15 protein-coding genes are annotated in these 14,952 nt (G+C 61.1%); 9 read left to right on the top strand and 6 right to left on the bottom strand.

What is annotated here, in order from left to right:
• Positions 1-13: 13 nt before the first annotated feature.
• Positions 14-889 (bottom strand): helix-turn-helix domain-containing protein, encoded by an 876-nt coding sequence (locus IE038_RS15655; RefSeq protein ID WP_163934493.1) that lies wholly within the window; start codon positions 887-889, stop codon positions 14-16.
• 134 nt (positions 890-1,023) lie between these two features.
• Between IE038_RS15655 and IE038_RS15650 the strand changes: the two genes are divergently transcribed.
• Positions 1,024-1,929 carry a DMT family transporter gene (locus tag IE038_RS15650; RefSeq protein WP_189395890.1) on the top strand — a complete coding sequence of 302 codons (906 nt, stop codon included), beginning with the start codon at positions 1,024-1,026 and terminating at the stop codon, positions 1,927-1,929.
• A 4-nt stretch (positions 1,930-1,933) separates the two neighbouring features.
• Here IE038_RS15650 and IE038_RS15645 read toward each other — a convergent pair whose 3' ends face one another.
• Positions 1,934-2,905, bottom strand: coding sequence for a 2-hydroxyacid dehydrogenase (locus IE038_RS15645; RefSeq protein WP_163934491.1), 972 nt, complete (start codon positions 2,903-2,905; stop codon positions 1,934-1,936).
• An 84-nt stretch (positions 2,906-2,989) separates the two neighbouring features.
• A complete protein-coding gene (locus IE038_RS15640) occupies positions 2,990-3,937 on the bottom strand; it encodes a LysR family transcriptional regulator (RefSeq protein ID WP_189395889.1) in 948 nt (315 codons plus the stop codon).
• 187 nt (positions 3,938-4,124) lie between these two features.
• Between IE038_RS15640 and IE038_RS15635 the strand changes: the two genes are divergently transcribed.
• Genes IE038_RS15635 through IE038_RS15620 form a run of 4 tightly spaced genes read left to right on the top strand, consistent with a single transcriptional unit; the run spans position 4,125 to position 8,904 of the window.
• Positions 4,125-5,651, top strand: coding sequence for an efflux transporter outer membrane subunit (locus IE038_RS15635; protein ID WP_189395888.1), 1,527 nt, complete (start codon positions 4,125-4,127; stop codon positions 5,649-5,651).
• Entirely contained in the window at positions 5,648-7,834 is a 2,187-nt protein-coding gene (locus IE038_RS15630; protein ID WP_189395887.1) for an FUSC family protein, read from the top strand. Before IE038_RS15635 ends, IE038_RS15630 begins: the two co-directional genes overlap by 4 nt.
• On the top strand, positions 7,824-8,024 hold the full coding sequence (locus tag IE038_RS15625; RefSeq protein ID WP_163936199.1) for a DUF1656 domain-containing protein: 201 nt from the start codon (positions 7,824-7,826) through the stop codon (positions 8,022-8,024). The genes IE038_RS15630 and IE038_RS15625 overlap by 11 nt, the downstream gene beginning before the upstream one ends.
• Before the next feature lie 10 nt (positions 8,025-8,034).
• Positions 8,035-8,904, top strand: coding sequence for an efflux RND transporter periplasmic adaptor subunit (locus tag IE038_RS15620; RefSeq protein WP_163936202.1), 870 nt, complete (start codon positions 8,035-8,037; stop codon positions 8,902-8,904).
• A gap of 26 nt (positions 8,905-8,930) precedes the next feature.
• Here the strand turns inward: IE038_RS15620 and IE038_RS15615 are convergent, their stop codons facing one another.
• From IE038_RS15615 to yaaA, 3 genes are all read right to left on the bottom strand, one after another.
• On the bottom strand, positions 8,931-9,755 hold the full coding sequence (locus IE038_RS15615) for an SDR family oxidoreductase (RefSeq protein WP_163936205.1): 825 nt from the start codon (positions 9,753-9,755) through the stop codon (positions 8,931-8,933).
• 72 nt (positions 9,756-9,827) lie between these two features.
• Positions 9,828-10,292, bottom strand: a complete 465-nt coding sequence (locus IE038_RS15610) for a multidrug transporter (protein ID WP_189395886.1) — start codon at positions 10,290-10,292, stop codon at positions 9,828-9,830.
• A gap of 88 nt (positions 10,293-10,380) precedes the next feature.
• Complete coding sequence (gene yaaA / locus IE038_RS15605) at positions 10,381-11,160, bottom strand: peroxide stress protein YaaA (RefSeq protein WP_189395885.1); 780 nt, start codon at positions 11,158-11,160, stop codon at positions 10,381-10,383.
• Between the two features lie 116 nt (positions 11,161-11,276).
• On the opposite strand from yaaA, the gene IE038_RS15600 reads away from it, so the two are divergent.
• The 4 genes from IE038_RS15600 to IE038_RS15585 all read left to right on the top strand — a co-directional run bounded on the left by IE038_RS15600 (position 11,277) and on the right by IE038_RS15585 (position 14,951).
• Positions 11,277-12,407, top strand: coding sequence for a polysaccharide deacetylase family protein (locus tag IE038_RS15600; protein ID WP_163936211.1), 1,131 nt, complete (start codon positions 11,277-11,279; stop codon positions 12,405-12,407).
• Positions 12,408-12,735: 328 nt separating this feature from the next.
• The gene (locus IE038_RS15595; RefSeq protein ID WP_163936214.1) at positions 12,736-14,130 is read left to right on the top strand and encodes a PhoH family protein; all 1,395 of its coding nucleotides are present in this window, start codon (positions 12,736-12,738) and stop codon (positions 14,128-14,130) included.
• Between the two features lie 105 nt (positions 14,131-14,235).
• Positions 14,236-14,709 carry a cyclic pyranopterin monophosphate synthase MoaC gene (gene moaC / locus IE038_RS15590; RefSeq protein WP_099776780.1) on the top strand — a complete coding sequence of 158 codons (474 nt, stop codon included), beginning with the start codon at positions 14,236-14,238 and terminating at the stop codon, positions 14,707-14,709.
• Positions 14,706-14,951, top strand: a complete 246-nt coding sequence (locus IE038_RS15585; protein ID WP_163936217.1) for a MoaD/ThiS family protein — start codon at positions 14,706-14,708, stop codon at positions 14,949-14,951. Before moaC ends, IE038_RS15585 begins: the two co-directional genes overlap by 4 nt.
• Position 14,952: the final 1 nt, after the last annotated feature.

Below are 14,952 nucleotides of genomic sequence, written 5' to 3'. Positions count from 1 at the left end.
ACGCCTGCTGGGGTTAGCTGCGCAGTGCCTGGCGGTACTCGCCCGGTGTTGCGCCGAGGGCCTGACGGAAGCGGTTACTGAAGTGGCTGGCGCTGGCAAAGCCGCAGAGCAGGGCCACCTGGAGCATGGGCAGGTCACTGAAGCGAAGCAGTTGGCGTGCCTTGGCCAGGCGCCGGGCCAGCAGGTACTGGTGGGGTGGTAGCCCAAAGCTGGTGCGGAACATGCGTGCGAAGTGGTACTCGGACAAGTTGCACAGGGTCGCCAGTTCACCCAGACTGATCGGCTGGTCGAGGTGCTGCTCGATAAAGTCGGCCAACTGCCGACGTTGGTGCGGCGCCAGGCCACCTTTGAGCCTTACCCCCTGACGCAGGCCAACCTGGCTGAGCAGGGCGTGGCTGACCAGCTCGTGTGCGAGACTGCTGGTCAGCAGACGTTCGGCAGGTTCGTCCCAGTCCAGGGCGATCAATTGGCGAAAGCGTCGAGCCTGCTGGGGATCATCCAGAAAGGTGTTCTCTTGCAGTTGCAGCTCCCGCGGCTCACGGTCCAGCAGGCGCACGCACTCCAGGGCGAACTGCGCCTGGGTGATGTACAGATGCACCAGGCGGATCTTGCCGTTGATCACCCAGTTCGAGTCATGCCCGGCTGGAAGAATGCACAGTTTGTCCGGCCCGCCCTTGGCTGAGGGGCGTTCGCGGCGAAACGTGCCTGTGCCGCCATCGATGTAGCACGACAGGGTGTGATGGCTGGGTGCCTGGTAGTCGCGTGCATCGTCCTGATTGTTCCACAAGGCTGCAACCATGCCGTCACCCAGCTGCGCACTGTGTTCCAGGCGAGTGTTGGGCGAATCGTGCAGTGCGTTGAAGACTTGCAGGGTGTCCAGCGGGGTCATGGTGGTTACCTCTGTCGCCATCCTACCGCTGTCCACCGCCGCGTAAAGCCGTCGGCGATGGAAAAGCGCAAGTTTGTGCAAGCCTGACCTGATGCCAGAGCGGACACTGCACCTCAGCCCGGAGGAGCTTTGTCATGAACCTGTTTTTATATGTGTTGACCGTTGTCATCTGGGGCACCACCTGGATCGCCCTGAAACTGCAACTGGGCGTGGTGGCGATCCCGGTATCGATTGTCTACCGCTTTGCCTTGGCGGCGTTGTTGCTGTTCGTCATTCTGCTGGTCAGCCGCCGTTTGCAACCGATGAATCGTCGGGCTCATGGCCTTTGCCTGGCGCAGGGGCTGTGCCTGTTTTGCGTCAACTTCATGTGCTTCCTGACGGCCAGCCAGTGGATTCCCAGCGGCCTGATCGCGGTGGTGTTCTCCACTGCGACCCTGTGGAATGCGCTCAACGCCAGGGTGTTTTTCGGGCAGCGTATCGCGACCAACGTATTGGGCGGTGGCGCACTGGGGTTGTTAGGCTTGGCACTGTTGTTCTGGCCAGAGCTGTATGGTCATGCCGCCAGCCGTGAAACCCTGATCGGTCTGGCACTCGCCCTGGTCGGCACCTTGTGCTTCTCGGCGGGCAACATGCTCTCCAGCCTGCAGCAAAAAGCCGGCCTGAAGCCCATGACCACCAACGCCTGGGGCATGTTCTACGGGGCCTCGATGCTGGCGGTGTATTGCCTGATCAGCGGCATTCCCTTCGCCATGGAATGGAACACGCGTTATATCGGCTCGCTGCTGTACCTGGTGATTCCGGGCTCAGTGATCGGCTTTACCGCTTACCTGACCCTGGTTGGGCGCATGGGGCCAGAGCGCGCTGCGTATTGCACGGTATTGTTCCCGCTGGTGGCGCTGAACGTCTCGGCGTTTGCCGAAGGTTATCAATGGACACCGCCGGCGTTGTTCGGGCTGTTGCTGGTGATGCTCGGCAACGTGCTGGTATTTCGCAAGCCCAAGCCACGGGCGCCCCTGGGCGCCCTGGCTCAGCGTCTGTAGCCGTTTACTTCCAGACCTGCGGATTGACCAGGTCACGCGGGCGTTCGCCGTTCAAGGCGCTGCACAGGTTGTCGATGGCACGGTTGGCCATGGCTTCGCGGGTTTCGGCGGTGGCCGAGCCGACATGGGGCAGGGTAACGGCATTCTTGAGTTGGAACAGCGGTGATTCGCTCAGCGGTTCCTTCTCATAAACATCCAGGCCGGCACCGCGAATGGTGCCGTTCTGCAGTGCTTGTACCAGTGCCGCTTCGTCCACCACCGGGCCACGGGAGACGTTGATCAGGAAGGCGCCGGGTTTCATCAGTTGCAACTCGCGCTGGCCGATCAGGTGCTGCGTCTGGGCCGTGAGCGGTACCACCAGGCAGACGAAGTCGGCTTCCGCCAGCAGGTGCTCCAGGCTGCAGTACTGCGCGCCGAGTTCCTGTTCCAGTGCCGGTTTGCGGCTGTTGCCGCTGTACAGCACGGGCATGTTGAAGCCCAGGCGGCCACGGCGGGCGATGGCAGCACCAATGTTGCCCATGCCAACGATACCCAGGGTCTTGCCGAAGACATCGCTACCGAAATGGGCAGGCCCTACGGTGGCTTGCCATTGCCCGGCCTTGGTCCAGGCGTCGAGTTCGGCAACCCGGCGGGCAGCGCTCATGATCAGGGCAAAGCCCAGGTCGGCGGTGCTTTCGGTCAGGACATCGGGGGTGTTGGTCAGGGCAATGCCGCGCTCGTTGAAGTAGGCCAGGTCATAGTTGTCGTAACCCACTGAAACACTGGAGACCACCTCAAGCTTGGCCGCGGTTGCCAGTTGTGCCTGGCCCAACTTGCGCCCGGCGCCAATCAGGCCGTGGGCCTCGGGCAGTGCTTCGTTGAATTGTGCGCTGATATCGCCGAGCTTGGGGTTCGGCACTATCACGTTGAACGTCTGCTGCAGGCGCTCGACCATCGGCGGGGTGATGCGGCTGAAGGCAAGGACAGTCTTTTTCATCGGTGGAATCTCTGCTGGCGGTCAAGAATGAAGCGGCTATTGGGTAGCACGCTATCATTCTCGACCCCGATCGTGCAGCAGGTTTTACGTCGCGATGCGTAGCTGGTGGGTCTTCAGGTCGGCTTCGTGGGCCGCGAGAATTTCCGGTAGCGAGCTGCGCAGGTACTCGACCCAGGTCTTGATCTTGGCATCCAGGTATTGCCGCGACGGGTAGATGGCATAGAGGTTCAGTTCCTGCAGGCGATAGTCGGGCATTACCCGCACCAGCGAGCCATCACGCAAGCCGTCGATTGCCGAGTAGATCGGCAGTACGCCAACACCCATGCCACTGCGGATGGCGGTCTTCATGGCGTCGGCCGAGTTTACCTGGAACGGTGCCTGGGTGATGTTGACCACTTCCTGGCCTTCAGGGCCATCGAACAGCCACTTCTCCAGTGGGATCACCGGGCTGACCATGCGCAGGCAAGAGTGACCGAGCAGGTCGGAGGGTTTTTGCGCGCCACCGTTGCGTTTCACGTAGTCCGGCGAGGCACAGCAAATGCTGTAGGTAATCCCCAGGCGTTGCGAGACAAAGCCTGAGTCCGGCAGCTCGCTGGCCAGTACGATGGACACGTCATAGCCTTCATCCAGCAGGTCTGGCACGCGGTTGGCCATCGTCAGGTCAAAGGTGACGTCCGGGTGGGTCTCGCGGTAGCGGGAGATGGCATCAATGACGAAGTGCTGCCCTACGCCGGTCATCGAGTGCACTTTCAACTGACCCGCCGGTCGTGAGTGGGCATCGCTGGCCTCGGCTTCAGCTTCCTCGACATAGGTGAGGATTTGCTCGCAGCGCATCAGGTAGCGTTTGCCGGCTTCGGTCAGGGCTATCCGTCGGGTGGTGCGGTTGAGAAGACGGGTTTGCAGGTGCGCTTCGAGGTTGGAAACCGCCCGCGAGACGTTCGCGGTGGTCGTATCCAGTTGAACGGCAGCGGCAGTAAAACTGCCAACCTGGGCCACACAACTGAATGCACGCATGTTTTGCAGGGTGTCCATGGGTCGCTCTCAAGGTAGACGACAAATTGTGACACGAAGTTACAGTGTTGGTCTTCAGACTAAAGCCGGATTATCACCGTTTTCGTAACAAAGATTCGCAGTAATACACGCTTATCGCCAGTGCTGTCGCCCCCTAGAATTGTGTTCTCCAAGCGTCATCCACCTTCTATGTCGGGAATTCGCAGCTGTGCCGCGTCGCATCATCAGAGCGTTGAATGCGCTCAGTGTCTGTGCCTTTAGCTTGACCTTGAGCGGCTGTATCGGAACCTGGGGCATTGCCCCGGAAAGCAAGACGCTGCAAGCCAATACCCTGACCACCGACGAGGCGATTCGCGAGGCTGCTCGCGATGCCCATTGGCCTGAGCAGCAATGGTGGCATGCCTATGGCGACCCGCAGCTCGACCGCTGGATCGCCCTGGCCGTCAAGGACAGCCCCACCATGGCGATGGCGGCTGCGCGGGTTCGTGAGGCCAAGTCCATGGCCGGTGTCATTGAATCGGCCGAGAAACTGCAGGTCAACGGGGTCTCGACGATCAAGCGTCACAACTGGCCGGAAGACCAGTTCTATGGCCCCGGCGCCCTGTCGGGCAGCAACACCTGGGACAACAATGCGGCACTGGGCTTCAGCTACGCGCTGGACCTCTGGGGCCGTGAGCGCAATGCCAGCGAGCAAGCCGTAGACATGGCCCACATGAGCGTGGCGCAGGCCCGTCAGGCCCAGCTTGAGCTGCAGAACAACATTGTGCGCGTGTATATCCAGTTGTCGCTGCACTTCGCCCAGTACGACATCGTCAAGGCTACCCTGGAACAGCAAGAGCAGATCCTGGCCCTGGCCGAACGGCGGCTGGCCGGTGGCATCGGCACTCAATTCGAAGTCAGCCAGGCGCAGACGCCACTGCCGGAAACCCACCGCCAGTTGGACGCGTTGAATGAAGAAATTGCCTTGTCACGCAACCAACTGGCGGCGTTGGCGGGCAAAGGGCCGGGCGAGGGTGCACAACTGCAGCGTCCTACCCTGTCGCTCAATGCTGCGCTCAAGCTGCCATCGGCCTTGCCGGCTGAACTGGTTGGCCAGCGTCCGGACGTGGTCGCCAGCCGCTGGCAGGTGGCTGCTCAGGCCCGTGGCATTGATGTTGCCCATGCCGGCTTCTTCCCCAACGTCGATCTGGTCGGCAGCCTGGGTTACATGGCTACTGGTGGCGGGGCGCTGGAGTTCCTTACCGGGAAAAAATTCAACTACAGCATCGGGCCGGCGATCAGCCTGCCAGTGTTCGATGGTGGCCGTCTGCGTTCGCAACTGGGCGTTGCTTCGGCTGGCTATGACATCGCGGTAGCCCGTTATAACCAGACGGTGGTCGATGCTCTCAAGGGTATCTCTGACCAGTTGATTCGCCGTGAGTCGATGAACGAGCAGCAGCACTTTGCTGCGGAATCGGTGGCATCGGCACAGAAAACCTATGACATCGCCATGGTCGCGTTCCAGCGTGGCCTGACCGATTACCTCAATGTCCTGAACGCGCAAACCCTGTTGTTCCGCCAACAACAGGTCCAGCAGCAGGTCCAGGCAGCGCGCCTGACGGCTCATGCCGAGCTGGTGACGGCACTGGGTGGTGGTCTGGGTGCGGGTAACGACGTACCGGACGAAGACCGTCAGGCCGCGCCGAAAACCCCTAAAACCTTGGCGATCTTCGACAAACCGAGCCACGCCGAATGAGCGCAATGACCTTTCCGTTTCGCTGGCTGGCGTCGCTGGAGTGGCGCCGAGGGTTCTTTGATTGGGTCCGTAGCGACGGGGTGACCTGGGTCTACATCTTCAAGGTCCTGTGCGCCGCGTTTATTACCCTGTGGCTGGCCATGCGGCTGGAGCTGCCGCAGCCGCGCACGGCGATGATCACGGTGTTCATTGTCATGCAGCCGCAGAGCGGCCATGTGTTCGCCAAGAGTTTCTATCGCTTCCTGGGCACGCTGGCCGGTTCTTCAATGATGGTGGCGTTGATTGCCATCTTTCCGCAGAACACGGAGTTGTTTCTACCGAGCCTGGCCGTGTGGGTGGGGATCTGCTCGGCGGGTGCCATGCGGTATCGGACCTTCCGTGCCTACGGTTTCGTGCTGGCCGGTTACACCGCGGCGATGGTTGGCCTGCCAGCGTTGGCCAACCCCGATGGTGCCTTCATGGCAGCGGTGTGGCGGGTACTGGAAATTTCCTTGGGTATCCTGGTGTCGACCCTGGTCAGTGCGGCGATTCTCCCGCAATCGGCCAGTGCCTCGATGCGCAATGCCCTGTACCAGCGTTTTGGAGTGTTTGCCGGGTTTGTTGCAGAGGGCCTGCGTGGCGAGAGCCAGCGCGATCGCTTCGAGAGCAGCAACGTGCGCTTCATCGCCGAAGCGGTAGGCCTGGAAAGCCTGCGCAGTGTCACGGCTTTCGAAGACCCGCACATGCGTCGGCGCAGTGGTCGCCTGGGTCGCTTGAACAGCGAGTTCATGGCCATCACCACGCGCTTCAACGCCTTGCACCAACTGCTTGAGCGCTTGCGTCTGCGTGGGCCATTGCAGATCGTCACGGCCATCGAACCCGGCTTGTATGCGCTGGCTGAATTGCTCGACGGTTACGCCGGGCGCGGCCTGACCGATGCCGATGCGGCGCGCCTGGCCCAGCAGTTGGCCGTCTACAAGGAAGGTTTGCCGGAGCGGGTGCGCAGCTTGCGCGCAGCGTTTGTCGAAAGCTCGCCAAGCGACGCCGACCTGCTCGATTTCCATACCGCCTATGAACTGCTCTATCGTTTTGTCGACGATATGCACAGCTATGCCCAGACGCACGCTTCCCTGGCTGACCACAGCCATGCACGCGAGCAATGGGATGAGCCGTATGTGGCCCAGACCAACTGGCTGGTCTCGCTGGCTGCAGGCGTGCGGGCTTCGTTCATCCTGCTGGTGCTGGGCAGCTACTGGATCATCACGGCCTGGCCCAGCGGGGCGATGATGACCCTGATCGCTGCCGCTACCGTGGGCCTGTCGGCGGCGACGCCGAACCCCAAGCGAATGTCGTTCCAGATGGCATGTGGCACCTTGCTTGGAGCCCTCATCGGGTTCTTCGAGATGTTCTTCGTGTACCCCTGGATTGATGGCTTCCCATTGCTCTGCATGGTGCTGGCGCCGGTCTACGTGCTGGGTGCATTCCTGTCGTCACGCCCTGCGTATTTCGGGGTCGGGGTGGGCCTGTTGATCTTCTTCTCCACAGGCTCAGTGCCGGACAACCTGACCGTCTACAACCCCTACAACTTCATCAACGACTACATCGCCATGGTCATCGGCATGTTGGTCTGCGCCGCTGCCGGGGCCATTATCCTGCCGCCGAACAGCCGTTGGTTGTGGAGTCGACTGGAGCAGGATCTGCGTGGGCAGGTGCTGTTTGCGATTACCGGGCGCCTGCGTGGCCTGGGTTCGGCGTTCGAGAGCCGTACCCGTGACCTGCTGCACCAGGCCTATGGTCTGGCGGCGGGCAAGCCGTTGGTACAGAGCTCGCTGTTGCGCTGGATGTTTGTGGTGTTGGAGGTTGGGCATTCGATCATCGAGTTGCGCAAGGAGCAGGCTGTTCTGCCCGTGCATCCGTGCTATGCCGAATCGCAACCCTGGCGCCAGGCGATCCGGGTGATGGGACGGGCGCTGGCGCGGCTGTTCCTGCAACCCTCGGCGAGCAACCACGAGCGTGCGCTGGTGGCGGTGGACCATGCCATCAGCCGAGTCCAGGCGACCGACGAGCCGTTTGCCCGACACTTTGACACTTCGGCTCTGCGCCGGGTACAGAGTTACCTGCACTTCATCCGTACCTCCCTGCTTGACCCGCAATCGCCGTTGGCCGAACTGGCTCCGGTGAAAGGACTGCCCGATGCCCCGTGAAATTGCCTTCCATGGCATTTACATGCCCACCATGACGTTGATGTTCCTGATTGCCGCCGTACTGGCCTGGGGCCTGGACCGCTTTATCGCCGGCTTCGACGGCTACCGATTTTTCTGGCACCCGGCGCTGCTGCGTCTGTGCCTGTTCATCTGCCTCTTTGGCGCCATGGCGCTGACTGTCTACCGTTGAGACCTTGTTGATGAAAAAGTTTTTCAGCCTGATCGCCACCCTGCTTGTACTGGCCGCCGCCGTGGTGATCGGCCGGCAGCTCTGGGTCCAGTACATGAACACGCCCTGGACCCGCGATGGCCGGGTACGTGCCGACATCATCAACGTCGCCGCCGACGTGCCCGGTTACGTGGTCGATGTGCCGGTGCGTGACAACCAACTGGTGAAAAAGGGCGATCTGTTGATGCAGATCGACCCCGAGCACTATGAGCTGGCAGTCAAGCAGGCCCAGGCGCTGGTCGCCTCGCGCAAGGCCACCTGGGAAATGCGCAAGGTCAATGCCAGCCGCCGGGCCGACATGGACAACCTGGTGATCTCCAAGGAAAACCGTGACGACGCCAGCAACATTGCCAACTCGGCGATGGCCGACTATCAGCATGCCCAGGCCCAATTGGCGGCAGCCGAACTGAACCTGCAGCGCACACGGATCCTCGCCACTGTCGATGGGTATGTGACCAACCTCAACGTTCACCGGGGCGACTATGCGCGTACCGGTGAGGCGAAGATGGCCGTGGTCGACAAGAACTCCTTCTGGGTCTACGGCTTCTTTGAAGAAACCAAGCTGCCGCATGTGCGGGTCGGTGACCACGCCGAGTTGCAGATGATGAGTGGCGAAGTGCTCAAGGGGCATGTGGAGAGTATTTCGCGGGGTATCTATGACCGCGACAACCCGGAAAGCCGTGAGTTGATCGCCGACGTCAACCCGACCTTCAACTGGGTTCGTCTGGCTCAACGGGTGCCGGTGCGTATCCACATCGACGAAGTGCCGGAAGGCTTCCTGCTGGCAGCGGGTACCACCTGCACCGTAGTGGTCAAGGAGGGGAAGGCCGAGGCGAAATGACCTGAATCGACACGGCTGTGTAGTGTTCAGAGAGTGCGGTCAAGGCCAAAGCGCTTCTTCAACACCCACTGCTGCAGCCGATGGGGTAACAATGCCTGTAGCAGGGGGAGGGCCCGGCTGCCATTGCCCAGGCGCACCAAGGGGGCAGGTTTTGCTTGCTGTACTGCTTTTAGCAGGCCTTGGGCAAACTCATGGGCGGGAGTCGGTTTGTCTTGCGAGGCACGGGCACGGGCACGAATACCTTCGCGCAACGGCCACCACGGCGATTGTTCATCCAGTAGCTGTTCGGCTTCACGCCCGGCATTGCTGGCAAAGCTGGAGGCGATCGCACCGGGCTGCACTTCCATTACCCGTATGCCGAAGGGCGCCAGCTCCAGGCGCAAGGCGTCGCTCAAGGCATGCACCGCTGCCTTGGATGCACAGTAGACACCAGCGAAGGGTGTGACCAGTACGCCGGAGACGCTGCCAATGTTCACCACCAGGCCACGGGCTCGTCGCAGCGCAGGAAACAGGGCGCGGGTTACGCCGACCAAGGCGAATACGTTGGTTTCAAATTGGCGGCGCATCGCCTCGACACCACCGTCCAGCAGCGGTCCCATGGCGCCGTACCCGGCATTGTTGATCAATAGGTCGAGGCCACTGCCGCGCTGCTCCAGCGCTGTCGCCAGTGTCGCAAGGCTTGCCTCATCAGTGACGTCCAGTTGTCGTGCCGTAAGCCCGATGGCCTGCAAGCGGGCGACATCCTCGGGTTTGCGGGCGCTGGCCCAGACCTCGAAGCCCGCTGACTGGAAGGCTTCGGCCAGGGCGAGGCCGATTCCGCTGGAGCATCCGGTGATCAGGACGGTTGGCATGGTGCGATCCTTGGCGATAGAGGAGCCTGGGATCATACGTCATCAAGCAGGGGGCGGGCGTACCTCCAGGGTTCAATCCGCGAAGCGGCCCTGCAGGTGTTCGGCGCGAAACTCCAGCGTTTGCGGGCGATAGCCAGAGCGCAGAGGCGGTAGCGGCAAGCAGGCCTCCCAACTGGCCCCGGCCTGCAAGTCGCCCGGGCCGCGATAGCGGGGTGCCGAATAGGTGTTTTCCGCCAGATTGACCTGATCGCCCGGGGCATACGCGGCGATTCGCCAGCGGAGCTCTACCAGTGGTTGCGGGTTGGTGTTGGTCAGTTTTACCTGAAGTGGCCGGTCGGCCGGGCAGCGCTCGGGGGCATAGTTCAAACGCATGTCCAGGCGTGCCAGTTGAGCGGCCTCGCGGTTGTCCTGCCAGAGTACCCACAGCCCAACCATGCCAAGGCCGAACACCGCGGACATGGAGATGGGCAGGGCCTTGGCTGGGTAGCGTAACAGCAGGATCAGCCAGGACAGGATCAGGACGACGCCGATAAGCATGAGGGCTGCCTTGAGTGCGTGATATCACCATCGTAGCGATAAAATGGCACTCGACCAAGCGCTGGCGGAGGCTGCCAGTGACTGGGCCTCAGTCGACCGGATGATCGCGCAGGAACACCAGGTTGTCCGGCTTGGACAGCTCGGCGCTGTAGTAGTAGCCCTGCACATCGAACTGTTTCAGCCGGTCTGGGTTGTCGATGCGCTCCTGGATGACGAAGCGGCTCATCAGGCCACGGGCTTTCTTGGCATAGAAACTGATGATCTTGTACTGGCCGTTTTTCTGGTCGCGAAACTCGGTGTTGATCACGCGGGCATTGAGCGCGCTGCGTTTGACTGCGCTGAAATACTCGTTGCTGGCCAGGTTGAGCAGCAGGTCATCGCCTTGATCGACCAGTGCCTGGTTCAGCCATTCGCTGATGCGCGTGCCCCAGAACGCATACAAATCCTTGCCGCGTGGGTTGGCCAACTTGGTGCCCATCTCCAGCCGGTACGGTTGCATCAGGTCAAGCGGGCGTAGCAGGCCATACAGGCCGGAGAGCATGCGCAGGTGTTCCTGGGCGTAGCTGAAGTCGTCTTCGCCAAGGCTTTCGGCGTCGAGCCCGGTGTAGACATCGCCCTTGAAGGCCAACAGCGCCTGCTTGGCGTTGGCTGGCGTGAAATCTGGAGTCCAACTGCCGAAACGGGCGGCGTTGAGCCCGGCCAGTTTATCGGACAGGTGCATCAGCTCCGCGATCTGCGCTGGCGTAAGGTCTCGCAACTGACCGATCAGCGCCTGCGAGTCGTCCAGGTACTGTGGCAGGGTGAAACGCTGGGTCACCGGCGGGGTGTCGTAGTCGAGGGTTTTGGCGGGGGATATCACCGTCAGCATGCAAAGGGCTCCTTCAGTCGTGCTGCGGATTCTACGGGGCAGGGCGGTCGATCTCCAGCTATGGGCACGATAGTCCCTGCGTTATAGTGCCGGCGATCAGAACGGAGAGTGTTGTCTTGCGCATTGCCCTTATATTGCTGGCGGGATGGTTGAGTATGTCGACTGCCTTGGCCGGTGCTGCCGAGGTTGCCACCTACGATCGCAGCAGTTGGCCTGAACAGCTCGATTCCCCGGCACTGTTCGATGTAGCCTCGCGGGCCGAAATTCTTGGTTTTGCCAAAGCCCTGCATGACAGTGAAACGCTGGATCAGGCCGAGTTGACGACACGGCTGGGCCTGCGGCAGATCAATTTGCTGTCGGTCAATGCGCTTCGTCAGCGGCTCTGGCAACGGTTGTGGCGTAATTATGACCTGGCCCAACAGAGCTGCGAGCAGGACGCCTCATTCTGTTATGCGCTGGAGAGCCTGGCGGATCTGCGTGCTCAGGCGGGTCAGTTCAAGGTCGCTGCCGACTCTTTCTATGGCGCGTGGGCCGAGCCAAGCCGGAGCTTCCACGAGCGTTACCTGGATGAACTGTTGCGCAAGGCCGCTTTGTTTCCACAAACCAGCAGCGAGATCGAGCGTTTCTCCAACCTGGAGCGCAATGGTGACGAACTCAACGACCGGGTGTTCCTGCTGACGTTCGAGGGCGGCCCTACGTTGGCGGGCGGTGCCAGCGATGCCCTGGCTGATTACTTGCGCCGGCAGAAACTGTCAGCGACGTTCTTTGTGCTCGGTGACAGTCTGCAGAAACGCCGTGACAAGACGTCTGTCGCTGCGCTGCAGGCGCTTTACCACGGGCAGTGCGTGGGTACTCAGGGCTGGCAATATCGCTCCCACAGCCATTGGGTGGACTGGCAGGACTCTATTCTGCGCAGTCAGGCGCGGGTCAGCAGTGATCTGCCCGGGCAGTATGTCGCGCAGTTCCGTCCGCCCTATGGTCAGCGTCGTGCCGACGGGCAGGCCTTCTTCAGTCGCCAGCATGTGCAGGTGGTGTTGTGGGATATCGATGCCCAGGACCAGAGCGCACTGGATGCCGAGCAGTCGGCACAGCGGGTGCTGAGCTTGATGTTGCTGTGGCGCAAAGGGCTGATCCAGTTCCATGACGGCCAGCCCAAGGCTCAGGCTGCACTGACCTGGCTGCTGCAGAAAACGGCGCAGAGCGGGATCGCGTGGGAGGGGTGCAAGGACTTCGCGGCAGACCGTTGAGGTGCGGGCGTGGGAGCGTATTGCAGGCAGCCATTGAGCCGACTGGATTTTTGACTTTAGCGGTGCATGGGGTTTACGCCAAGCGGTTTTTGCCCTCTTGAAAAATAAACTTCAAGAATGCGTAAAAACGCTTTTTACCGTCATGGGTTTTGCGGTATTACAAAGACAGACCGCCGAACCCTGCAACACAGGTGGCGTCTTACTCGCCATCCTTTGTTTGTAGCTGCCCACCCGTAACGACGCGGGCCCCGGGGAGCATCAGCGGTCACATCGCGGCGCAGCACCGCTTGGGTATTGCGTCGTCAGGCTCCCACAAAGGTGACCGAGTATGGATGATCAAGGACGTACCACTTCTTCCAACCTGCCAATCCTTTACGTGCTCGATACCAATGTTCTGATTCACGATCCGAACGCGTTACTGAACTTCGAGGAGCACCACGTCACCATCCCGATGACCGTGCTCGAGGAGCTCGACAAGCTCAAGGACGGTAAACATTCCGTCGCTGCAGAATGTCGTCAGGCCATTCGCTTGATCGACCAGACCCTGGGTGATGCCTCGCCTGCCGATGTTGAGCAGGGCGTACCTATCCAGCGGGGCAAGAGCGGCCCGAAAGGTTTCCTGTCCATCCTGATGACGCCGCGCACCGAGCCGCACCGCTTGTTGCCCGAGCATTTGAACGACAACATCATCATCAACCAATTGCTTGAGTTGCGGAGCCGGCGCAAGGAACTGGATGTGGTGCTGGTGACCAAAGACATCAACATGCGCCTCAAGGCCCGAGCCTGTGGAATCGCGGCCGAGGACTACAGTACCGATCAGTTGGTCGATGACGTTTCCCTGCTGTCCAAGGGCTACCACTCGGTGAGTGGTTCGTTCTGGGATCGGGTCAGCAAGGTCGAGACCCGTCAGGAGCGTGGGCGCACCTGGCACCGTGTGCAATTGATCGACAACCTGCCGGCGGTTCACATCAACGAGTTCATCATTGATGAGCAGGGTTTTGTCGGCTGGATCAAAGGTATCAAGGACAGCGAACTGCTGTTGCTCGACCTGCACCAGGAGCCGCTGCTGCATCAGGAAGCCTGGGGCTTGAAACCGCGAGACATTCATCAGGGCCTGGCGCTGTTCGCCTTGCTTGATCCGGACATCCACCTGGTCAACCTGACGGGCGCTGCCGGTTCCGGCAAGACCATTCTGGCCTTGGCGGCAGCCATTGAGCAGACCATGGTCAGCAAGCGTTACCGGCGCATCATCGCCACCCGCAGTGTGCAGGGGCTCGACCAGGAGATCGGCTTCCTGCCAGGCACCGAAGCGGAAAAAATGGAACCTTGGCTGGGCGCCATTACCGACAACCTCGAAGCGCTGCACATGGACGATGAGAGCACCCATGGCAGTGTCGAGTACATCCTGGAGAGGGTTCCGCTGCAGTTCAAATCGCTTAACTACATTCGCGGTCGCAGCTTCCAGCAAAGCCTGATCCTGATCGACGAGTGCCAGAACCTGACCCCGCACCAGATGAAAACCATCATCACCCGTGCCGGTTCCGGTTCCAAGGTGATCTGCCTGGGCAACCTGGCGCAGATCGATACCCCTTACCTGTCCGCGACCAGCTCGGGCCTGACCTACCTGACCGAGCGCTTCAAGGACTTCCCCAACGGTGTACACATCACCCTGCAAGGGGTGCCTCGTTCGATTCTGGCCGAATACGCCGAATCGCATCTGTGACGTCTCGTTCGGGCGGCCATGTGCCGCCCGAACTTTGTCGCATGGCCCGTGCGAAAAGTTGACCTGCAGGTTTACAATCAAGGTCCGCTGATCAGGAGTATGGCTGTGCTGACACATCTCGATTCTCAAGGTCGGGCCAACATGGTCGACGTTACCGAAAAGGCCGTGACCTCGCGTGAAGCTGTCGCTGAGGCGCGCGTGCGCATGCTCCCGCAAACCCTGCAGATGATCGTCGACGGTGACCATCCCAAAGGCGATGTGTTTGCCGTGGCCCGCATTGCCGGGATCCAGGCCGCGAAAAAAACCAGTGACCTGATCCCGCTGTGCCACCCGCTGATGCTCACCAGCGTCAAGGTCGAGCTCAGTGCCGAAGGCCTCGACACGGTGCACATCCTGGCCCGCTGCAAGCTGGCCGGGCAAACCGGTGTCGAGATGGAAGCCCTGACGGCGGCCAGTGTGGCCGCGTTGACGATCTATGACATGTGCAAGGCCGTTGACCGTGGCATGACCATCGACAGCGTGCGCCTGCTGGAGAAGCGCGGCGGCAAGAGTGGTGATTATCAGGCAGGTGATGCATGAGTTTGAACGTGCAGTATTTCGCCCGTTACCGGGAAACACTGGGGCTGGAGAGCGAAACGCTCGAGGGCGTGTTTGCCTCGGTGGATGCCTTGCGCCAACACCTGTTGCAGCGCGGCGGAGCCTGGGAGGTGCTGGCCGAGCAGAACATCATGTGTGCACGTAATCAGGATCTCTGTTCACTCAGTGAGCCGTTGGCTGATGGCGATGAGGTGGCGTTTTTTCCAACCGTGACCGGAGGTTGAG

The organism is Pseudomonas laurentiana, assembly GCF_014648275.1.
GTDB classification, from domain to species: domain Bacteria; phylum Pseudomonadota; class Gammaproteobacteria; order Pseudomonadales; family Pseudomonadaceae; genus Aquipseudomonas; species Aquipseudomonas laurentiana.
Note: the sequence above shows the minus strand (reverse complement) of the source record. Positions and strands in the feature narration are given on the sequence as shown.